This window comes from Crossiella sp. CA198, from assembly GCF_052078295.1.
GTDB lineage: Bacteria > Actinomycetota > Actinomycetes > Mycobacteriales > Pseudonocardiaceae > Crossiella.
On the sequence record NZ_JBQJIM010000003.1, the window covers coordinates 154,533 to 174,930 of the forward strand.

The following is a 20,398-nucleotide window of genomic DNA, read 5'->3' on the forward strand; positions in this document are numbered from 1 at the left end:
TAGCTGCCACTCTCTTGCATTAGCACCCCCGGTTCAGCCGACTGGCGCAGGCAGCCTTCGCACGGTGTAGGCACAGGAAATGCGCGCGCCGGTGTCCGGATCGCCCAGCTCGACCCGCCAGGCGTCGGCGAACTGGTCCACGCCGGGCCGCATCGGGATGGTGCCGGAGAGCAGCACGGTGCCCGGTTCGGCCAGTCCGTCCGCGCGCAGCCGCTCCAGCCAGTAGGCCGGGGTGAGCAGATCGCCCATGCTGCCCTGCTGGATCAGCCGCTCGACGCCGTCGGCGCCGGTGACCCAGGCGGTCAGGGTGAGCCGGTCCACCCGGTCGGCCACCTCGTCCAGGCGCCAGGCCTGCCTGCCCAGCACATCCGGCCCGGCCTGCTTGCTCCAGGCCACGCCGTGCACCTCCAGGGCGCGGTCGGTGTGGTCGCAGGCCACCGTGAGCAGCACCCCGGCCTCGGTGATGACCAGGGCCCACTCGGCCTCGCCGGAGGTCCGCTCGTGCTGCACCGGCACCTCGCCGGTCTGCTGGGCCAGGTAGGGCGCGACCGGGTAGAGGCACGGGGTGACGCTCGGCGCGGGCACGCCCAGCTCGGCCAGCTCGGCCACGTGCGCGGCCACCTCGGCCTGGCTGCGCCCGGCGTACCCGGCGTTGAGCAGCGTGTTCACCGTGGTCCGGACGGTCTCGCCGCCGGGCAGTTCGAAGCTGAGTTGGGTCATCGTGCCTCTCCGCTCTTGCGCATACGTCTTGTATACAGCAAGTATTAGGCATGCATAACCGGCGATCCCTGATCAGGGCCTTCACCGCGAGCCTCAGTGGCACTGCCCTTGAGTGGTACGACTTCGCTGTGTACCGCTTGTCGTAGAAAGCCGGGCGTCAAGCGCCCCTGACACGTCGCTGACCTGCACAGGGCCGCGCGTGATGCTGATCTTCGAGCGGGTTCAACTGGGTGGATTTCTGGGACGAACGAGCCTCGGGCGGCGCGCCCCTGGGTAGCTGCTTGGCAACAGTCCGTTGACGGCACCTGCCCGGGGCGTCGCCGGGGGCGCTATCGTGAAGGCCACGTTAGGCGCGGAAGGGGACACCCGTGCACGAACTGACAGATGGTCAACGCCTGCGCGAACTGCGCGCGATCCGCGGCAAGAACATGCGGCAGATCGCCGGGCTGGCCGGAATCAGCGCCTCCTACTACGGACGCCTGGAACGAGACGAGCAGCCGCTGAATTCGCGTAGCACGATCTGCGCGCTGGCGGCCGCGTTCGAAGTTGCGCCGTCCGCATTGACCGGCCAGCCTTCGCAGTCGACCGACCCGGCCATGGCTGAAGCGCAAGCCACACTTCCAGCGCTCCGGGTCGCCTTGGTCACCACAGAGTTCGGCAAGCCTGCCGAGGGGGCCAGGCGGCCGGTGCGGCAGTTGGTTGCGGAAACGCAACAAGCGATCGGGTACCGAACCGATTGTGATTTCGCCGCGCTCGGCCGGATTCTCCCCAGCTTGGTGACTGGACTTCACACGGCGGTCGTCCAGGAACGAGGCGAAGAGCGTGTCGAGGCCATGCAGGCGCTGATCCACACGCTCGTTTCGGCGTCGGCGCTGATGCACGCCTTCTCCTATTCGATGGAGGCGTACACCGCATCAGATCGCGCGGTTCAGGTTGCGACCGAACTGGGTGACGGGTGGACGGCGGTCGCTAAGTTCTCGTTGGCTCACGCTCTTCTGCCCATGGGCAACGACGCGATGGCGCACGCCTATCGCATCGCGTCCGAGAGCGCCGACGTGGCCCGGTCGCTCACAGGCCGGATCGAGGGTGACCCAGCCATCGCCGCATACGGCTCGCTGTGCCTGGTCTCCGCGCTCACCGCTGCGGTCACCGGCCGTGCGGCCGAGGCGGACGAGCGACTGGCCGCAGCCGCGGAGGTGGCCAAGCGGGCTGGTGACTGTAGTCCGACTGTCGCGACCTTCGGCCCGACGAACGTGCTCCTCTACCAGGCGAGCACGGCTCTGGAACGTGGCGACTACGAGGAGTCGATTCGGTTCGGCGACAGCGTCAACCTTGCCGCGATCACCAACCCGGAGCGCGCGGCGAAGTTCTGTATCGACCGCGGCCGGGCACTTGCCGAGGTGCGTGGACGTGAGGCCGATGCAGTTGCGGAGTTCCGCAAGGGCGAGGCGTTGGCCCCGCTTCGGGTGCGGTCGAACAACTTCGCGAGGGCCACCGTCACGGGGCTGCTCAACCGGGTGTGCCGAGAAGCTGTCAGTCACGATCTTCGGGGTCTCGCGTACCGCATGGGGATGACCGCTTAACCCGTCCGAGCGAACAACGCGCTTGTGCCCTTGTAGGGCACAAGCGCGTTTTTGCTGGTCATACCGTTCGTCGTGACAGAAGGAGAAGTCGCGATGGACGGAAATTCCAGCTTCCCCGTCGAGTACGGCATGCTGTGCTCCGACACGGACTGCCTGTGGCCAGGTGCTCCGGTCCCCACCGACGTGCTCGCCGATGGCGGAGGCTCTGCCCCGCACTCCTGAGACGGGCCCCCGGGTCGCGTGTCCCCACATAGCGACCCGGGGGCCTTCCTGTTCAGCCGACAGGTGGGGAGGCAGGGCGATGACAGAACAGCAACTTCCAGGCCCGGAACGGCGGGCTGTCGGCGTCGGCCGACAGGGACAGCCGCGGGCCATCACCACTCGACAGCTTCCCGACGACCGGCTTCATCTCCAGATCGGTGCGGACGAGCCCGTCATCCTCTCGGCGGAGGAGGGGGCGCGGCACCGCAATCACGTGATCGCCGCGCTCCCGAAGTCGTGGTCGCACGGTGCAGAAGAGCCCGGCGAGGGCTGGGCACCCGACTTTGACGGCCGGGGCAAACCCAAGCGGCGGCCGCGATGAGCGCGGCCCTGTGGTTCGTCGCCATCACGGCGGCGGTCGGGGTGCCGCTGTTTGCGGTGCTGGCGATCCGCCGCGGCGGGCGGCCCGCTGTCTTCCCCGGCTCGGTGTCGGTGGCCGAGCTGCTCGACCGCGAGGACGCGACCTCCCTGCCGATGTATCCCAGCCCGGTCCGGCGGGAGTCGAACAATGGATGAGCTGGTCTTCCGGGTGGCGGTGCTGCTGCCGGTCCTCGCGCTGGCCTACCGGGCGTTGGTGTCCGAGCCGGTGCGCGCAACCCTCCGGCGCGCGGCCGCCCGCCATGCCACCCGCGTCCTGCGAGGACGTGACTCGACGCCGAGTCTGGTGCGGCAGTTCCGCGAGGCTGGCCTCACCGCCAGCACCCAGGTTGAACAGGATCCGGTCCCTGCGTTTTGTGTGGGCGCAGGGCCGGTAGCGGGATCCCAGGTCGTGCTGGCTGGGTCCCGTGTGGTGGTGCGCCGTGCTGGCCGGCGCGGCGCATGGGTGGGGACGGTCGAGCGGGGCGGTGGCCTGCCTGCTCCCGTCTCCGCCCCACCAACCCCGGCGGCATTCCCCCCTCGGCCGTCGGATCCGACCGCAGCACACGGGCACCACCCCGTGCGGCGCGGTCGGGCAGTGGAGACGGCGGCGGCCTCCGGCCCCCCACCCGTCGCCGTCTCCGCGCGGGGGTCAGCATGAGCACACCGACACCAGCGCCCGTGCCGTGCGTGTGGCGGCGCAGCACCTATGACGGCCTGGCCCACGCGATGATGCTGACCGAGGTCACGGACTCGACGAAGAAGAGCCTCAGCGCGGTCTGCACACACACCGCGCCCACGACCTGCTGGACGGTGCTGACCGGCCCCGTGTCACCGGGCTGCGGGGCGTGCATGGTGGAGATCGGGTCACTACTGCCCGACCCGGCCGCGCGGCCGCGCGGCGCGCGCGAGCAGCCCAGCACGCTGTGGCGGTACGGGTGACCAGCCCGCTGTACCGGTGGGTACGCGGCAAGTCCGGCACCGTCGAGCGGGCGCACCAGGTGTACTCGGCCACGCTGGACAGCGCCCTGCCGGTGGTCTCGGCGCGGTGCTGCTGGGTGGTGTCGGTCGTGGAGCTGCTCGACCGCAGCCCGCTGACCCCGCCGCTGTCGGACGCGCCGGTGGTGGAGGTGTGCGAGGACTGCCACCGGAAGATCGAGCAGGACGAGGCGGAGCAGCGTCAACGCTGGCGGTAACACCAGGCCGGTCTGACCCGACAGCCTCCGGCAGGCGGTGCCAGGGCAAGTACCGATTCGCGATTCGCGATTCGCGATTCACGAGGCAGGAACCATGGACCAGACCGTCCCGGCCGACCAGGTGAAGATCGACGCCGACCGGACCTGATTCTGGGGCAGCACAAGAAAAAGCGCGCCCCACCCTCCCGGCGCGGGAGGGTGGGGCGCGTTGTTGTGGGACCGGCTGAGGAGCAGCCGGGCCTACCGCTGTGCGGTGCGGTAGGCGTCCAGGGTGCGGTGCAAATAGGCCACCGCGGTCGCCAGCGCGGTCCGGCCGACCGAGGCCAGCACCAGGGACCAGGCGATGGTCTCGGACGAGATCAGCGGCAGGGCCACGACCAGCACGGCCAGGCCGACATCGATCAGCAAGTTCTGGCCGAGTGTGCGCAGCGCGCGGGACCGGGCGTCCCCGGCCGGGACGGGCTGGGTCATGCCGGGTCCGCCTCTCCGGCGGGACGGCGGCGGGCGAGTTCGTCCGCGGCCGCGCGGTACAGCCCAGCCAGCACCTGGTCGCCGAGTTCGGCGAGATCGAGGGCGGCGGCGATCTCGGCTTCGTCGACCTCATCGCGTTCGGCGGCCGCGACCAGGAGCGCGAACGCGCGCCCGTGGTGGCGGACCCCCTCGATGCCGGGGCGGAACAGCTCCAGCAGCTCGTCGATCTTCTCGGCCACGTCGCGGTTGCGGACCACGAACGCCGAGAGCGAGTCCGGGTCGGCGCCCGGCCCCAGCGGCATGTCCAGCGTCGCGGCGGCGACCTCTTTCGGTGTGGGCAACTCGTCCTCCTCGATGTGGCCCCCGGCGGCCAGGTTCAGCACCAGGTCCCAGGGGAAGTGGGGGCCGGGATCCCAGTGGGAGCCCTCGCGTTTGCCGACTGTCCAGTCGTGGTGCCCGCACACTCCGGACTCCCCGGCGGCGACCTGCGCGGGGGTGAGCTTGCGCAGCGGGATGTTCCGCGCGCGGCAGCGTTCGCCGATCCACTGCGCGGCGAGTTCGAGCATCCGCGGGCGCTGCAACCACTCCGCCCGGGTCCACTTGGCGAAGCCGCACAGCTCGGCGTTGTCGCTGACCGGGTTCCCCGAGAGCAGGGTCCACGCCGCGCGGTCGTAGGGCACGTACTGCTCGATCCGGTGGTCGTCGATGCCCACGTGGCTGGATGCCGGGACCTTGCCCTGGAAAAACCGGCCGAGATCGCCGACGGTGCGGGCGCCCTCGGCGGTGTGGAGGACGACCAGGCGCACGCGGGCGCCGCGGCGGCTGCTGTGGTGTGGGGACGCGATCATGTGGCCTCCGATCAAGTCGCGAAACCAGAAGTCCAGACGTCACCTGGTGCGGGTCGGTGCCGTCGTCGGCCTGGCCCTCGGTGTCGAACTCGGCACGGTCGTGGGGGTGGCGGTGGCGCAGGCCGGTCCCGCGTCCTCGGTCTCGCCGGTGGAGTACGTGACGTACCAGCGGCACTCGCGCACCTCGGTGCGGGTGATCCCGCGACCCGCCGGTCCGGGCGGGCCCGGTGGGCCGGGCGGCAGGGCTCCCGCGTCCTGGGTGGTGCCGTCGTCGTAGGTGACCACCAGGCGCCCCTCGGCCACGGTCACCGAGCGCAGGCCGCGGCCGGTCGCGCCGGTGGGGCCGATGACCCGGCCGAGGATCTCGGCACGGCCATCCGACCAGCGCAGCACCAGCACGCCGTCGAGCAGCTCGGCGCCAGTGATGCCTGGCGGGCTGACCCCGTCCTTGCCGTCCTTGCCGAGGATGCGGCCCTTGTCCTCGGTCACGCCATCGGAGTAGGCCACCAGCAGGCGCCCGTCGTTGGTGACCGTGGTCCCGGCGATCCCCCGTGCCGGCGTCGGGGCGGGCGGGTCCGGGCGAGGGGTGACCACCGGGGTCTGCCCGAGCGCGCGGATCTGCTGATCCAGGGCGCGGGCCGCGGCGTCGGCTGCGGCCGCGTGGGACTGCAACACCTCAGCCCGCGCGGAGAGGCTGTCCACTTCGGAGCGCAGCCCGGCGCGGTCGGTGAGGTACTGCACGGCGAAGGCCACCATGGCCAGGGCAGCGAGGCCACCGAGGATCCAGTTCCAGCGGTGGCCGCGGCGGTCCCGCGCGCGTGCGGCCGCTGGCTCGGCGACGGCGCGCAGCTGGTCATCGGTCACGACTCGCCCTCCTCGGGCTCGGAGGCCAGGCGGTTGATGATCTCTTTGAGTTCCTCCGCGGTGATCACACCGTCCTCGGTGGCCGTGCGCATCGCCTCCAGCACCGAGTCGGTGGTGGCCGTCGATGCGGTGTCCGCGGCCCGGCGGCGCTCACGGCGGCTGGTGCGAATGGTGTTGTACACCAAGGCGAACGTCGCTCCGAGCGCGGTGATCAAGGATCCGATCGCGGGGAGCAGCGCGATGAGGTCACCCATGATCACCTCAACCGGTCGGCGTCCTGTTAGGACGAGATCCATTGCGCCCGGAAGTGCGGGGCGACGTCCCCGCCGGAGACCTCGGTCCCCCAGGCCGCACCCGCGTCGTGCCAGGCCTGCACCTCGACGTAGTCACCGATGCCCAGGTAGACGATGTCGTCGGTGCGCGCGGAGCTGAAGTTGTTGTTCGACTTGCCGTGGAACTGCGCGCTGCCGTTGACCGCAGTGCCGTTGACGGCCAAGCGGGTGGCCACGATGGAGGTGCCGGTGAAGTTGAAGGTGACCCCGCCGTTGACGCGGTAGCGCCCGGCGGTTTGGGCGGTGTAGCGGCTGGTGTTGACGCTGGTGGAGTGTCCGTTGTCCCTGTCGATGTCCTCGGTCGCGAACGTCAGGCTCGTCCACGTGGTGTTGTTGATGACCTGGGAGGCGGACTGCACCGCCCGGAACAGCGGGAATCCGGAGATCAGCCAGGTGATCGCGGTGTTGATCTCGGTGTTCATGTGCCCGGCGTTCACGGTTTCCCCGGCCAGCCAGGTGCGTGGTGCGGGAACTGCCATCGCTCAGCTCACCTCCCCGGGTGTGGTGGCCGGGCCGGGCGGCGCGGCGGGTCGATGCGTTGCCGCACATCCCGGGCAGCGAGCGAGGGGTCCTGGGCGTGGGCCCACATCACTGGGCCGGAGCGGGCCTGCGCCTGGGTCTCCACCTCCGTCCGTTCGGCCGGCCACACCACCGGCCACCACTGGCCGCTGCCGCGGTTGCCGCAGTTCACGCAGTAGAACCGTGGATCGCTGTGCGCGGCGTGCTGGGCGCTGGCGCAGCCGGGGCACTGCACCAGCCACCGGCCGTGGTCCAGGCGCGCGTGCACCTGCTGGGTCTCATCCATCCCGGTTGGCCTCGGCAAACCATTGCGGGCCAGCAACTCGCGCATCACATGGAGGTGGCGTTCGGCGGCCGGGGTGGTGCGCCAGTCCTGTGTGGACCAGCCCGGTGGTGGGTCTGGCCACCGGCTCTCAACGGACTCGATCGGGGGCATGCCGCCTCCGTTCTCATAGGGCCAGCCGGGTGGAGGTGCCCAGCACCGAGTAGGTCGAGGAGTCCAGGACCCACACCTGATCCACCACGCTCGGGGAGGTGTCGAAGGACCAGAAGTGCTGGCCGGGTTTGATCAGCTCGGTGTAGCCCTCGACGGTGACCGTGGCCGAGGAGGCGGGGGCCTGGGATTGCAGGCCGGTGACGGCGATGACGTCGCTGATGGTCACCTCCAGCAACGCCCGGTAGGTCGCGGTGGGCAGGCGTGCCCCCTCGATGGGCAGCCTGTTGAGCCGTGGTGCCGGATCGGCGTGCCGGTTCAACCGCCAGTTGACCGCGTCCAAAAGGTTGGAATCGTTGTAGTGCAACAGATTCAGGTCGGATTCGTAGGTGCCGTTCGCGGTGATCGAGGCGGTGTCACGGACCCGGATCGCCGGTCCGTTGGGGCGGGAGCCGTTGACGACGTTGAACAGGAACTGATCGTCATCGGCCCAGGCGATGTCGGCTTCGAGATCGACCGCGGCCAGGGTCACCGAGGCGGCCCGGTTGTAGCGCACGTCGCGGGATTGGTAGGTGATGCCGTTGGAGCGGGCGGCGAAAACCTGTGCGGACTCGGTCGCGGCGGCTTCCTGCATCATGGCCAGCACCGTCTTGCCGCCGGCTCCTTGGGATGCCAGCTGGGTCCAGGTCGATCCCTGGGTGGCCACGCTGATGGCGCCGGCGTAGGCGGCCAGCCGCGGTGCCCGAGCGTTGCCGCCCTCACCGGCGAAACCGTTGGCACCGGCGGTGTTGTGCGTGCCGATGCGTGTGCCGCCCAGCCCGCCGCCGGTGGCGTAGATCGCCACGTGGCTGATCCCGCCCCCACTCCACAGGGTGACGCCGTCGGTGCCGCCGATCTCCAGGCGCCGCAGGTTGGCCAGCAACAGGACAGCGGCGTCGAGTCCTTTGTCGACACCGTCGACCCACACCCGCCCGCCGGATCCGGACTCCTCGTAGACGACGTGGTGCACACTGCCATCGGCCAAGTTGCCGGTGTTCCACACCACCGTGGCGCTGGCCAGTTGCTGACGGAAGACGATCTTCAGTTTGCCGGTGCCCGACTCCAGGCTGAGGGTGGCTTTGAAGGCGTGGTCGCTGGAGCGGACCATCATCAGCGTCCGGCCCTGGGTGTCGGTGGAAAGCCAGCACTCCAGGCTGATGTACCCGGTGGCGGTGGCCGCCTCGATCTCACTGGACAGATCAGCGAAGAAGTACATCCCGTTGTTCGCATCGACGGGGGTGAACTTCGGCGCGGCCAGGCCGTCGGCGGCCGGGCCGGTGGAGCCGCCGAACTCCAGGGTGCCGCCGCTGCCGGCCTGGACCAGGCCGAGGCTGGCGCCGCCGGCGTTGCCGGAGATGTCGCCGCAGTACAGCGAATCGCGGGGCTCGGACATCGGGTAGTAGGCCAACGGCGCGTCGACCAGGACCTCTTCCTCCAGCAGGCTGCGGAGCTTGCGCTGGTTGAGGCGCCGGAACAGATCGGCGGCGCCGAGGTCGACCGCGGACATGAGCGCGCCACCGGGCCAGTGCACCGGCCAGCCGTTGACGAACCCGTTGTAGCGGGAGGAGACGAGCGCGGCGGTGGCGGAGAAGGTGACCGGGCTGGACCCGGCGCCGACCATCACCTCATCCAGCCAGACCTGATGCCCGGAGGTCGCCGCGGTGGCCGGGGTCAGCTGCAGGATGTGCTGGACCGCGGTCGCCGTCCAGGTGTAGCTGATCTGCTCCCAGGCGCCGGTGGTGGTGCTGGCGGTGCCGGTGGCGATGCCGGAGACGCCCAGGCGCACCGCCACCGAGCTGGCCGCGACCCACACCCACGCGGTGGCGGTGTAGGCCGTGCCGACTTCCAGGCCGAGCAGGGTGATCTGGGCGGCCGGGCCGGTCCCGCCGGTACCCCAGGTGACCAACAGCGACTTGGTGCCGTGGTGGGCGCGGGTCGCGGACTGTGCCACGGTGGGCAGCACCGTCCCGGCCGCGCTCCAATCGGCGGCGTCGGTCTCCATGCTGGGGTTGGTGATGTAGTTGGTCTCGACGTGGACCTGGCGCACGCGCATCCGCCGGCCCCGGCGCACATACGGGTAGTAGGGGCTGGAGGAGTTGCCTGGGGTGAAACGGCCGTCGCGGTTGCCCAGGCTCATCCGGCAGGTCCCTGCCTGGATGGTGGCCAGCTCGTCGCTGCGGCCCCGGCGGATCGCGATGCCCTGGTCCAGCAGGACATGCCGGGTGATGTCGGTCCACACCGGAGTGACCGAGAGCGGATCGGTGGAGAAGGCGACTTCGACCACGGGCACCGACGGCATCAGCTCACCTCCCCGCTAGTCGTCGAAGCCCAGGCCGGCACCGCCGAGTTCGCGGCGCAGCTGCAGCAGCGAGCGCCGGATCTCCTCGGCGACGGCCCTGGCGTCGGTGGCGCCGTGGATGTTGATGGTCACCGTCATCGCGCCAGTGCCGGACGGGGTGCGAGGGGCGGGCACAAGCACCTGGGTGGGGGCACGGCCACCCAGGACGCGCTCGGTGGCGTCGTTGGGGATGATCGTGCCGTTCTGATCAGGGCGGAATAGCTCCACACCCTGCTCACCGACCATGTACACCTGGCCGGCCTTGACCGGGCCACCGGCGGCCCGGCCCCCCGCGATGCCGTTGCCGGACTTGAGCGCCCCGGCGTGCACGGAGGCGTAGTAGTGGATGGTGCCCTGCAAGGAGCGCGGGATGTTGCTGATCGCGTTGAGCGCGGGCCGGGTGTTCGCGGTGACGAGCACATCGCCGTCCTTGAGGCGTTCCACCGTGCCGCCGAAATGCTCGACCATCCGCTGCGCCTCTTCGGACAAGCTCTTGATCCGCACCGGCTTGTCCGGCGGGATGCCCTTGAGTAGCGCGCCCAGCACCGTCAGCTCGCGCTGGGCTTCCGGCATGCCCGGCTGCTTGATCAAGGTCGCGATCAGCTCGGGGTAGATGTCGTACTGGTCGGCCAGCAACTTGGCTTCGTCCTTGTTCAGGCCCAATGCCTTGGCATGTTTGAGAATGCCGTCGCGGCTGGTCTGCACCACCTTGGTCGCCTTGTCCATCGCGACCGGGATCGAGTCCCCCTGCGCGATGGCCAGATCATAGGTTTTCTGCGCGGCCTCGGCGGTGGAATCGCGCAGCCCGGTCATGACGTCCAGGAGGCCCCGGCCGTTCTTGGTGGCGGTGTTGACGTGCCCGTCCTGGGTGATCAGCGACTTGCCCCACCCGTCGGACTTCACCACGCTCTTGTCGAACATGTCGCCGAGCTTGGCCAGGCCGTCGTGGATCTTGGCGGTGCTCTGCTCCAGGGAGATGTCCGTCCCCGACAACGCGTTCAGCGCGTCCACCAGCGCCCTGGCTTTCTCATCACCAGTGGCCATGGCATCGGAGAGGGTCTTGATCGCCGCGCCGAACTGTTTGCCCGCGCCACTGGACTCCAGCAGGGACCGGCCCACGGTCTGGGTCGCGGCCGCGTACTCCTTCTCGGCCGCCAGCTGCTCTTTGGTCTTACCGGCCAGCGTGCCCAGTTCGGCGGCCAGGGCGTTGGCCGCCTCACCGGTCTTGTTGTAGCCGCCCATCCACACATCGAGGCCGGTCTCGGCGTCCTTGCCGATCAGCTTGTTGGCATTGGCGATGCCTTCCAGCTTGCGGCGCAGGTCTTCCAGGGCGGTGCCCTGCCCGGTTACCGCGTCCACTACCTGGCCGCTGGCGATCCCGAACTCACGGGCGTTCTTGATCGCCTCGGTGGTGCCCTCGTTGCCGGCGACCTGCTTGCGGACGTTGGCATCGATCACTCCGCCGGACTCCCGCAGAGCGGCGGAGAGTGTCTGGGTGAAGGAGGCGTGCCGGCTGGCGGCTTCGGCGCTGGACTCCTGGGCGCCGCCGAGCAGCCCCAGGCCCACCGTGACGCCGGTGATGGCCAGCCCCAGCGGGCCGCCCAGCATCCCGGCCACACCGCGCAACCGGCCGAAGAAGCCGCTGGCACCGGTGGTGGCCGCGGCCATCTTCGTGCGCACGCGGTCGATCCCGCCCACGAGGGTTTCGATCCCGGCGGAGGCGGCGGTCCAGATTTTCCAGGCTGCCGCGCCGGCCAGGATCGCGCCGGTGACCGCGCCGAGGATCCCGGCGAAGGGGGACAGCACCGAGGTGATGCCCTCCAGGACGCTGGCCGCCGCGGTCAGCGCCACGGACAGCACCGGCAGCGCCCCGCCGGAGAGCTGCCCGAAAACCTGGACCGCGCCCAGCACGGCACCGCTGATGGCGCCGAAGCTGCCGGACGCGGCGTCGGAGAGCTGGCGGATCAGCGCCCCGGCGGCCGGGAGGATGCTGCGCAGCAGCCCGCCGAGTCCACTCAGGACAGTTCCGGCGCCGGTCGAGCCCTTCGACAGCTCATCCAGGAAACCCGACACCCCGGAGCCGACGTCGGCGAGCAGATCCCGCAGGCCCTCGAATACCGGTCCGGCGCGCTGGACGCTGCGGACCATGCCGGGCATGGCGTTGAGGGCGAACGCGCTCACCCCGTCGGTCAGGGTTTGCAGCTGGGGCCCGGCGGCGTTGAACGCGGTCTGCAACAACGGCTTGAGCTGACCGAAAGTCGTGGTCAGCTTCCCGGCCACCGCCTCCAGCTCGGGGGCGATGTGGGAGGTCATGGCGGTGATCTCGGTGCGCACCCCGCCGCCGAGTTCGGCGAAGCTGGACCGTACGCGTTCGTTGCTGGCCTGCGCGGCCACGGCCATGCCCAGGAACGCCAGCGAGGTGCCGGCCATGGCCCCGCCGATGAGCACCGAGGACGCCGTGCCCGCGGCCGCGACCCCACCCAGGGCCTTGATGCTGACCGACCCGAGATTGGCCAGCCGCTCCGCGGCGCGGTCCACGGACTTGGCGACCCGCTCAAACGCTGGGCTGCCCCGGTCGATGCCCAGGATGGTGAAGACGAGATCAGTCACGACTCACCCCCGGATCTGGTTGGTGTGTCTAGGAATCCGGGGGTTGTTCTGGTGCGGTGAACTGGTTGCGCCAGGCTTCGGCGAACTGCCGGTGCCGCAGCCACGCGGCGTAGGAGAGCCGGCGGGTCTGGGTGGGGGTGAGGTGGAACAGGTGCCGGAACAGCGGTTCGTAGCGGTCTATGTCGGCGCTGAGACTGGGTCGGTCTCGGGGTGGTCCAAAGGGTCGACGGGCGCCGCCTCGTCCTCCTCGGCTTCCGGGAGGATCGTCATGATGGTCTTGACGATGTTGAAGGACAGCTCGCTGTACTTGATGTTGTAGCCGTTGCGGCGCGTGGCCAGCCACACGAACGCCCGGATGCCGGAAGCGCGGTCCTGCTGGAACTCCTTGAACACCGCGTTGACGGGCTTGCCGGTGACCTTCTCCAGGTCCTCAGCTTCCTCCAGGCGCAGCTCCTCGGTGTCGAGCAAGACGCTCTTGCCGGCCAGTTCGGGGTTGGCGGTGTCGTCGAAGGTGTACTTGAGCATGGCCATGGCGACCCCCTCTCTCCTTGCCCTAGATGGATTTGATGGCGGCGGTGACCTGGCGGTCGATCTCGCGGTGGATGCCGGGGCCATGGCGGCGCAGCGTCCCCTTGAACCAGCCCGGCGTGGAGGTCTGGCCGACCCAGTTCTCCTGGTTGCCGAACACCGGATGCCTCCAGCTGCCTTTTTCCATGTGGCCGGGCAACTTCCGCTGATCCGGCGGCAGCAAGTTCCGCTCCACCTTGATCCGCACCGCGGCGGTAGGGCGGCCGCTGGCGCGGATGTGGGTGCGGATCGCGCGGCTGACGGAGGCCCGCAGGCCACTGCCCGCCTGGGCCTTGGCGCGGGCGGCGTCGGTGAGCCGCTTGCGTTTGGACAGTGCGTGTCCGGCGCGGGCACGGGCACCGCCGCCGCGGCCACCGGAACCCTCCCCGTCGATCTGCAGGGTCTCCACAGCTCGCTTCACGTCATCGACCGCGGGCTTGGTGGAGACCCGGATTGCCTTGGCCAGGCTCCGGTAGATGTCGTTGTGGCCGGCCTTCTTCAACTTGGCGGCCACGACTTTGAACCGGTCGGCGCCGAACACACGCATGTCGATCATCGCACGGCCCCCGTTCTCACAGCGCGGTGTCCACGCTGATGATCTCGATGGTGGCCGGGGCGTTCGTGCCGTCGTTGAGCGTCGTAAATTTGAGCGGCATCTTCACGATCCCGGGGCCTTCCGGGGTGGGCGCGGCATCGTCGAGGAAGCAGGCGGGCAAGGTGAAGCGCAGCGTTTCGCTGTAGCTGGTTTCGATGACGTCGCCGACGAACTCCCAGACCAACGCGAACTGGGTGTCATCCCGGAACCGGTCGGCGAAGTCGGCCTTGGTGATCAGGTCGGCCTCGATCGTGCCGGAGATTTCGGTGTGATCGTTGAGGATCGGCTCGTCCTTCAATCCGCCACCGCCGAAGTACTGGCGCTCGGTGTCCTGCTTCCTATCGATCTTCAAACTCATCTTGCGCACGCCGTCGACCGCGGCCGCCGCGCCGACGGTGGCACCGACCTTGATCGTGCCCAGGCCGAAGTGCCACGCCTTCACCGCGGTGAGATAGCTCGGTGCGACAAGGGTTTCAGCTTCGGTGACATCGCGGGAGTCGATCTCGAAGGCGCCCATCAGGTACTCATCGATCCCGCAGGAGAACTCCGCCGAGGTCAACTTCGAGCCGAGGAAGGTGAACGGGCGGGCCGTGCCCCCGGCATCCGGGGTGCCGAGCTGGAGGGTCAGGCTCTTACCGAAGGGGTCCTGTGTGGCGGTGAGCGCGTGGGTCTGGAGGTAGGCGGCGGTAGCGGCCTGCTGCGCTGGTGTGACCGTGCCGCCGATCAGGGTGTTGAGCAGCAGCCCCAGCCCGCCCTTGCGCGCGATCTCCATCTCGAAGGAGCCGCCACCGGCCTTGGTGGTGACCGCGCGGCGGCTGGCCGGCGACACCGTGCGCCCGGCAGCCAGGGCCTTGCTCATCACGACGTTCTTGGTCTTGCCGAGCTTGACGCTGTTGCACTCATACCAGCGCAAGTTGGGTGCCACGTAGGTGCCGTAGGTGCTTTCGGCGCGGGCGCCCAGGCTGCTGCCCAGACCGGATCCGATCCCCATCTCAGCCCTCCTTCACAGTCTCGACAGCGGCCGTCTTGCGCGCCGCCGTGGGCTTGTCGGCCTCGGTCCACCCCGCGGCCAGGAAGTTCTCGACGCAGGCGGCCGGGACCTCGGTCACTTCGTCGGGGGCGACGTCGCGGCCCAACCACGGGATGTGGCGTGGTTCGTCGTAGGGGCTGCGCATTCGGGGCACGGTGCCTCCAGGGCGTGCGGCAGCGCGCCGGGTGCGATCCGGTCCAGCGCTGAAAGGGTTGGGAACAATCAGGTCAGGCGCGACTCGAACTTCAGTTCGTAGGTCAGCACGCTGGTGGCGCCGTCATCGGTGAGTTCGTAGTCCAGCTCCACCGAGTCCACCCCTCCGTAGAGCAGGCCCGCCGGGTCGGTCAGGTTGGCATCCCCCGCGACGAGTTCTTCCAGAACCAAACCGAGGGCGGTGGCGCGTTCGTCGGTCTCCTCCACGCTCCCGCCGGGCAGGGTGACGATGATGTGCACGGAGACCATGAGCGTTTCGTGCCGCGGGATCCTGCCCGTGGCCTTGAACGCCGCGTACTCCTGGCTGGCACGCACCCGGCCGAGGTGGATGAGTTCGCGCTCGGTGATCCGGCCCGGCCACTGGTAGGCCACCTGCACCGTGGCCAGCGACGGTGCCGCGGCGAGCAGGGTGACCAGGGCTTTCTTGATCACTACCGCGTTGGTGCCGGGCATCAGCGCCTCCCGCCGTGGTAGAGGGAGTAGTACTGCGGATCGAAGTCCAGCGTCCGCGAGGCCGGGCCGCCGCTGGTGCCGCCGTCCCCGTCCTCAGTGGTCGCACGCCGGGAGTAGCGGGCGTAGATCGCGTCGACCTCCGGCAGCCCAGTCTGATATTTGGCCGGCAGGGTCAGCCGGTAGGTGCCGCCCTCACTGCTGACGAAGCTGGCGGCGCGGTCGGGAATGTTGGTGCGCGTCAAGTTCAATCGACTGCGAAGGCGTTGCAGCGCAGCCTTTTTCAGGTCCGCCGGTGGCGCGTCCCAGCCGTGCTCGTACTCCACGATGACGTTGGCCAGGCCCTCGGTGAACAGGTTGCTGTCCACCCGGCGCAGCACCTGGGCCTCAGTAGCGACGAGCGCGGCCAGCTCGGAGGCGGTGAACGCGGTGAACGTCCCGCCCGCCCGGGGCGCCATACGCACCGCGCGAATCGAACGCACGTCGCTGGTGGGCAACACCAGCTCGGAGGAGCCGGTGCCATCCAGCAGGGCACGGCGGTAGCGCGGCACGAAGGCCCGGTCGCAAATCTCTTCGCACTCCTGCTCGACCTCCAGCCGCGCCTCGACCAGCTTCGCTGTGGAGTACTTCGCGGTCGAGGTCAGCGACTCATCCGAGCCACGGCCCTCGACCAGGGTGAACAGGAACCCGCCGACGATCTCCACCTGGTCGACCTCGGTCACCGCGGTGGCGGCGATGGTCGCCGACCAGGTCACCGTCAGCAGCCCCAGCAGGGCCTGGCCGGGCAGCGCGAAGGTGTAGCGGCCGGTGCCGACGCCGGCCGAGCTGGCGTTGCCGGAGATGACCGCGGCGCCGTTGGCGTCGGTGACGGCCACGGTCACCGTGGTGGTGGAGTCCGTGGCCGTCTCGCCCACCAGGAAAACATGGTCCAGGGTGGCCGCGCTGGTGCGGGCAACACGGGTCAGCGTGGGCATGGCTGCATCACCCCACCCTGACCGAACCCTCGACCGCCCCGGCCACCACCGAGAAGTAGATCCCGGTCGTGGCCCGCACCCCGTCGGGCAGGTTCTCGGCGAAGGAGCCGTTGGCGGGCAGGGAGATCACCGCGAGGAGGGTGCCCGCGGCCGTGGTGCCGTCGAAGATGCGCACCGAGGCCACCGCCCCGGCGGTCTCCCGCACGGACACTCCCTTGTAGACCGCCGCGCCGGTGAACACCAGCGCGGAGGCGGTCACCGGGGCCGCCGAGGCGGGGGGACGGTTGGCCATCTCAGCGCACCTGCAGGGCGACCATGACCACCCCGGCCGGCATGGCCAGACCGGTGCCGGTGACCAGCTTCTCCACGCTGAGGTGATCGCCCTCGGCGACGTTGAGGTCAGCCGCGGTGCCCGAGAGGGTCATGGCCTCCGGTGCAAGCGCGGTGGAGTTGGTGGCGATGTAGGAGCGGCTGGCCGGGAGCGCGGCGCCCGCGCCGGTGGTGCGGTTGCGCAGAGTCAACGTGAAGTAGTTGGTGCCGTTGGCGGTGATGGAGGACTCGGGCACCCACTTGGCGGAGGTGACCTTGGCGTTGAACGGGACGACAAACCCGGGGAACTCCGCCGGAGTCGAAGCGACTCCGGCACCGGCGACGCTGATCCGGAACCACTGGTCGCCCCGGATTTCCTTAAGCTGCGGCATAGTCCTTCTCCTTGCACGACAACGGTTCTGGGGGTGTCCGTGCTCCGCCCCGCCCGCAACCGGATGGGGCGGAGCACGGACTTGTGGGGGGTGGGTCAGTTGGCGCCGCGGTAGAACCCGCGGTGGTCCAGGACCGCGCCGGAGTAGATGTGCCGCAGCTTCCACGTGATCTTGTCGGCGTCGAACATCGAGCCCATCTGCGGATCGCTCTGGGTGAACAGCTCGGGCTCTTGCTTGCCCTGATAGAAGCCCATCTCGATGGTGGGGCACTCGCCCGTATCGGCTGCCAGGAACCAGTCGTTGGTGTCGGCGTAATAGTCGATGACGACCATCTGCATGCCCTGGTGCAGGTTCGGGGTGTCCGACGGTCCGGCCGGGGTGGACGGGATCGCCACCGCGCTGGTGACCAGCTGGTAGCCGATCTCCTCCAGCGCGCTGGGCACGATCAGCGTGCGCGGGATGATGGAGAGCACGTCGGAGGAGTCGCCGTAGGCGGCCTGCTGGCGCATCTTGCGGCGGCCGGTGGCCAGTGTGGACTGGCCCAGCACCGCGGGGTTGTCGGTGTTGCCGTGGTTGGCGTGGAACAGCGCGGTCGCGTCGTAGGTGGTGGCGGCGTTGGTGACCAGGATGTCCCAGACGTAGCGATACAAGGTCTGTGCCGCGGCCAGGCCCAGCTTGATCGGGATGCGCTGGATGGAGCGGATGTCGTCGTTGGCCAGCATTTCCAGGGTCAGGTCTTCGGTGCCGCCGCGCTTGGTGATCGCGTAGGTGGCTTCCTCATCCCCGGGCGAGGTCAACGGCTGATACGGGGCGCCCTGGTTGACCGCGGGCAGGACCCCGTAGCCGCCGAGCCGGTCGATGCGCTGGGTACGGAAGTCGTTGACCGGCACGATGCTGGAGACGATGAGCTGCCAGGTCTGCAGGTTCGGCCGGCCGTACTCGGCGCCCATGCGGCGGGTGATGCTGTCGCCGAGGATGGCATCCCAGCTGGAGGTGGTCAGCGACTCGGTGGATCGGCGGGCGGACTCGAACCCGCCCGCGCACATCGACTCCTTCAACATGGTGCGGTTGAAGTCCTCATCGAAGCCCTTGGGCCTGCGCCCGGTGATGTCGATGAAGGCTTCCCGGAAGCTGCGGTAGCCCTTGCGGTAGTCGGCGGCGAAGAAGGCATCCAGCGCGGCGACCTTCTTGTCCAGGGACTCCTGGGTGACCGTGGCCGCCCCGGCGTGCTGCGGGGTCAGCCCGGCACGTTCGATCAGGCCCAGGCTGGTCTTGATCGCGGCGATGTGGGTGTCCACTGCGGACTCGGTGACGCGCTCGGGCAGGGCCTCGGCCACCGACTCCACCGCGCTTTCCGGCATGCCGGCGTCGATGACCTTGGAGCGGATCAGCAACCGGCCGAGGAAGCTGGTCTTCAGTTCCCCGTCCGGCTCGGGCGCCGGTGCTGCCGGGGCCTTCGTGGCCTCGGTGGCGGGGGCGGTGTCGGTCGCCTTGCGCAGACCAGCCGCGGCGAGCTGCTCGTCCGTGGCGTTGGTCAGAGCGGCGAGCACGCTCTCGGTGGTGGTCACGCTGTCCTCCTCCGTGCTGTCTCCGGCTGGCGGGGTGCCTGCCGGGTCGGGGTCGATGCCGCCGGCCACCGCGCGGGTGGCCTGGCCGCCGGCGGCGGGGCTGGCGACGATGTCCACCGAGTTGACCTTGCGGATCGCGGTGGCTTCCTGGATGCGGCGGCCGCCGATCTGCAGCGGCCGCCACTCGGCCATCACGTCGTGGGAGATCCCCACGACCGGGGCCAGGCCTTCGGCCTGCGCGGCCAGGCTGGCATCGAGGGCCTCGGCGGCGTGGGCCGCGGAGGGCAGCAGGTGCAGGTCGGCTTCGAGGCCGTCGGCGGTGGCCTCGACGCTGCGGTAGTGCCCGACCAGTCCGGCGATGGTGGAGGTCCGCAGCTCGGCGTCGTCGCGGTGGTGGTCATAGGCCCCGGCGCCTTCGTAGAGCGCCACCGCCTCGCGCAATACCGACTCGGGGTAGCGGCGGCCGTTCTTGCTGTCGCCGTAGGCGATGACCCGGACCCGGAAGATCCGCCCGCCGCCGGCGGTGTTGCCCTTGGACTCGATGACGCGGCCCAGGATGTGGGCGCGTTCCTCGGTGACCGCCTCGGTGACCGCCTCGGTCTCGGTGTCCGAAGCGGACAGGGGGGCGTAGGTGCGCGCGACCTCGACGGACTCGCCCAGGGTGACCGTGGTCTTGCCGTCCGGGCCGGTGCTCAGGGTGTAGGAGCACTGGTACAGGCCGGTGTCATCGGACTGGTAGACGACCTCGGTGCCGGTCAGGTCGACCACCCACACCCAGCAGTACCCGCCCACGGCCGCCTGGGCGCGTTCGCGCAAGGCGGCACCGAGCAGTTCCTGAACGTCGCTGTAGGAAAGCTGGCCGTTGATCAGCGCTTCGGCCGCGGCCTCGGCGAGCTGGATCTTGAAGCCGCGCGCGGCGCGCTTGATCCGGGCGCGGATCCGGTTGAGGTCGCCCTTCTTGTACTTCGCGGCGTTGGCGGGCCGGGAGATGTAGGACCAGGCGGCCTTGACGTGCTTGGCGGTGTCGATCGGGTACCGCTTCTTGCCGTCGGCCTGGTAGCCCGGGTCGGCGTACTCGACCTCGCCGTAGGGCTTGTCGCCGTCCTCGGCTTCGGTGGCTCGCGCCAGGCGGTCCGGGGTGAACCGGGTACCGCAGCTGGGGCAGGTGAGCTGCTCGGGTGTGGGCTGGGTCAGGTGGGACAGCTCGCCGCGGAATCCGGCCTGCAGGGACTCGTGGCTGCACGGGGCGCAGCGGCCCGGCCCGCCGCAGTTCTCCCGGGTCCCGTCCGGGCGCGGGGTGACCCAGCCGTGCCTCTGCTCGGTCACGGGGTCGCCAGCCTCTCCAGTTCCTTGGACAGCGTCACGCGCGGACGCTCCCGGGCCTGCTCGTGCTCCAGGGCCAGGCGGGCGCGCTCGGTGTCCTCTCCGACCCAGGCCAGGACTTCTTCGGCGGTGCCTTCGGGAACCGGGTCCTCGTCGACCTCCTCGCCGTCGGCAGCCGGGTCGGTCTCGGCCGGCGGAACGGGTTCGCTGTGCTCGCCGAGCAACTCGCCTCCGGTCAGCGGCACGGCCTGGCCCTCGGGGGTGATCAGGGTGCGCTGGCCGTCGTGGGTGGTGACCACCTGACCGCTGGCGGTGCGCTGCACGTCGGTGATCTCGCTGACCTTCATGCCGAGGATGTGGGCGGCCAACTCGTGGTACTGCGTCATGACAGAGCCCTCCGGGGCGG

The 20,398-nt window shown here is 69.8% G+C and carries 24 protein-coding genes; 5 read left to right on the forward strand and 19 right to left on the reverse strand.

The genetic code is table 11. The features are described from left to right. Positions 1 to 33: 33 nt before the first annotated feature. Complete coding sequence (locus ACTOWY_RS05685; protein ID WP_441308539.1) at positions 34 to 720, reverse strand: DUF2848 domain-containing protein; 687 nt, start codon at positions 718 to 720, stop codon at positions 34 to 36. A gap of 368 nt (positions 721 to 1,088) precedes the next feature. Here ACTOWY_RS05685 and ACTOWY_RS05690 point away from each other — a divergent pair, with 368 nt between their 5' ends. The 5 genes from ACTOWY_RS05690 (at position 1,089) to ACTOWY_RS05710 (ending at position 4,117) form a co-directional block, all read left to right on the forward strand. Then, the gene (locus ACTOWY_RS05690; RefSeq protein ID WP_441308540.1) at positions 1,089 to 2,303 is read left to right on the forward strand and encodes a helix-turn-helix domain-containing protein; all 1,215 of its coding nucleotides are present in this window, start codon (positions 1,089 to 1,091) and stop codon (positions 2,301 to 2,303) included. A 301-nt stretch (positions 2,304 to 2,604) separates the two neighbouring features. Further along, positions 2,605 to 2,886, forward strand: coding sequence for a hypothetical protein (locus ACTOWY_RS05695; protein ID WP_441308541.1), 282 nt, complete (start codon positions 2,605 to 2,607; stop codon positions 2,884 to 2,886). After that, positions 2,883 to 3,080, forward strand: a complete 198-nt coding sequence (locus ACTOWY_RS05700) for a hypothetical protein (protein ID WP_247762671.1) — start codon at positions 2,883 to 2,885, stop codon at positions 3,078 to 3,080. Before ACTOWY_RS05695 ends, ACTOWY_RS05700 begins: the two co-directional genes overlap by 4 nt. Before the next feature lie 498 nt (positions 3,081 to 3,578). After that, on the forward strand, positions 3,579 to 3,863 hold the full coding sequence (locus tag ACTOWY_RS05705) for a hypothetical protein (protein ID WP_441308542.1): 285 nt from the start codon (positions 3,579 to 3,581) through the stop codon (positions 3,861 to 3,863). Next, positions 3,860 to 4,117: a hypothetical protein gene (locus ACTOWY_RS05710; RefSeq protein WP_441308543.1), complete on the forward strand. Its 258-nt coding sequence runs from the start codon at positions 3,860 to 3,862 to the stop codon at positions 4,115 to 4,117. Before ACTOWY_RS05705 ends, ACTOWY_RS05710 begins: the two co-directional genes overlap by 4 nt. Before the next feature lie 240 nt (positions 4,118 to 4,357). On the opposite strand, the gene ACTOWY_RS05715 is transcribed toward ACTOWY_RS05710, so the two are convergent. From ACTOWY_RS05715 to ACTOWY_RS05800, 18 genes are all read right to left on the reverse strand, one after another. After that, positions 4,358 to 4,588 (reverse strand): hypothetical protein, encoded by a 231-nt coding sequence (locus ACTOWY_RS05715; protein ID WP_441308544.1) that lies wholly within the window; start codon positions 4,586 to 4,588, stop codon positions 4,358 to 4,360. Continuing rightward, positions 4,585 to 5,436 carry an N-acetylmuramoyl-L-alanine amidase gene (locus ACTOWY_RS05720; RefSeq protein ID WP_441308545.1) on the reverse strand — a complete coding sequence of 284 codons (852 nt, stop codon included), beginning with the start codon at positions 5,434 to 5,436 and terminating at the stop codon, positions 4,585 to 4,587. Before ACTOWY_RS05720 ends, ACTOWY_RS05715 begins: the two co-directional genes overlap by 4 nt. Positions 5,437 to 5,475: 39 nt before the next feature. Further along, positions 5,476 to 6,300, reverse strand: coding sequence for a hypothetical protein (locus ACTOWY_RS05725; protein ID WP_441308546.1), 825 nt, complete (start codon positions 6,298 to 6,300; stop codon positions 5,476 to 5,478). Continuing rightward, complete coding sequence (locus tag ACTOWY_RS05730; protein WP_441308547.1) at positions 6,297 to 6,554, reverse strand: hypothetical protein; 258 nt, start codon at positions 6,552 to 6,554, stop codon at positions 6,297 to 6,299. Before ACTOWY_RS05730 ends, ACTOWY_RS05725 begins: the two co-directional genes overlap by 4 nt. 26 nt (positions 6,555 to 6,580) lie before the next feature. After that, on the reverse strand, positions 6,581 to 7,111 hold the full coding sequence (locus tag ACTOWY_RS05735; protein ID WP_441308548.1) for a hypothetical protein: 531 nt from the start codon (positions 7,109 to 7,111) through the stop codon (positions 6,581 to 6,583). Between the two features lie 8 nt (positions 7,112 to 7,119). Then, the gene (locus tag ACTOWY_RS05740) at positions 7,120 to 7,587 is read right to left on the reverse strand and encodes a hypothetical protein (protein ID WP_441308549.1); all 468 of its coding nucleotides are present in this window, start codon (positions 7,585 to 7,587) and stop codon (positions 7,120 to 7,122) included. Positions 7,588 to 7,600: 13 nt separating this feature from the next. Further along, the gene (locus ACTOWY_RS05745; RefSeq protein ID WP_441308550.1) at positions 7,601 to 9,922 is read right to left on the reverse strand and encodes a carbohydrate binding domain-containing protein; all 2,322 of its coding nucleotides are present in this window, start codon (positions 9,920 to 9,922) and stop codon (positions 7,601 to 7,603) included. Positions 9,923 to 9,937: 15 nt separating this feature from the next. Next, positions 9,938 to 12,571: a hypothetical protein gene (locus ACTOWY_RS05750; protein WP_441308551.1), complete on the reverse strand. Its 2,634-nt coding sequence runs from the start codon at positions 12,569 to 12,571 to the stop codon at positions 9,938 to 9,940. A gap of 177 nt (positions 12,572 to 12,748) precedes the next feature. Next, a complete protein-coding gene (locus ACTOWY_RS05755; RefSeq protein ID WP_441308552.1) occupies positions 12,749 to 13,102 on the reverse strand; it encodes a hypothetical protein in 354 nt (117 codons plus the stop codon). 22 nt (positions 13,103 to 13,124) lie between these two features. After that, positions 13,125 to 13,694 carry a hypothetical protein gene (locus ACTOWY_RS05760; RefSeq protein WP_441308553.1) on the reverse strand — a complete coding sequence of 190 codons (570 nt, stop codon included), beginning with the start codon at positions 13,692 to 13,694 and terminating at the stop codon, positions 13,125 to 13,127. Between the two features lie 16 nt (positions 13,695 to 13,710). Then, on the reverse strand, positions 13,711 to 14,724 hold the full coding sequence (locus ACTOWY_RS05765) for a phage tail tube protein (RefSeq protein ID WP_441308554.1): 1,014 nt from the start codon (positions 14,722 to 14,724) through the stop codon (positions 13,711 to 13,713). A gap of 1 nt (position 14,725) precedes the next feature. Continuing rightward, positions 14,726 to 14,908, reverse strand: a complete 183-nt coding sequence (locus ACTOWY_RS05770; protein ID WP_441308555.1) for a hypothetical protein — start codon at positions 14,906 to 14,908, stop codon at positions 14,726 to 14,728. 77 nt (positions 14,909 to 14,985) lie between these two features. Further along, complete coding sequence (locus ACTOWY_RS05775) at positions 14,986 to 15,429, reverse strand: hypothetical protein (RefSeq protein ID WP_441308556.1); 444 nt, start codon at positions 15,427 to 15,429, stop codon at positions 14,986 to 14,988. Beyond that, a complete protein-coding gene (locus ACTOWY_RS05780) occupies positions 15,429 to 16,400 on the reverse strand; it encodes a hypothetical protein (protein ID WP_441308557.1) in 972 nt (323 codons plus the stop codon). Before ACTOWY_RS05780 ends, ACTOWY_RS05775 begins: the two co-directional genes overlap by 1 nt. A 7-nt stretch (positions 16,401 to 16,407) precedes the next feature. Further along, positions 16,408 to 16,692, reverse strand: a complete 285-nt coding sequence (locus ACTOWY_RS05785; RefSeq protein WP_441308558.1) for a hypothetical protein — start codon at positions 16,690 to 16,692, stop codon at positions 16,408 to 16,410. Position 16,693: 1 nt separating this feature from the next. After that, positions 16,694 to 17,101 (reverse strand): hypothetical protein, encoded by a 408-nt coding sequence (locus tag ACTOWY_RS05790; RefSeq protein ID WP_441308559.1) that lies wholly within the window; start codon positions 17,099 to 17,101, stop codon positions 16,694 to 16,696. Between the two features lie 95 nt (positions 17,102 to 17,196). Next, on the reverse strand, positions 17,197 to 19,995 hold the full coding sequence (locus tag ACTOWY_RS05795; RefSeq protein WP_441308560.1) for a phage major capsid protein: 2,799 nt from the start codon (positions 19,993 to 19,995) through the stop codon (positions 17,197 to 17,199). After that, positions 19,992 to 20,378, reverse strand: coding sequence for a hypothetical protein (locus ACTOWY_RS05800; protein ID WP_247762705.1), 387 nt, complete (start codon positions 20,376 to 20,378; stop codon positions 19,992 to 19,994). Before ACTOWY_RS05800 ends, ACTOWY_RS05795 begins: the two co-directional genes overlap by 4 nt. Between the last annotated feature and the right edge of the window lie 20 nt (positions 20,379 to 20,398).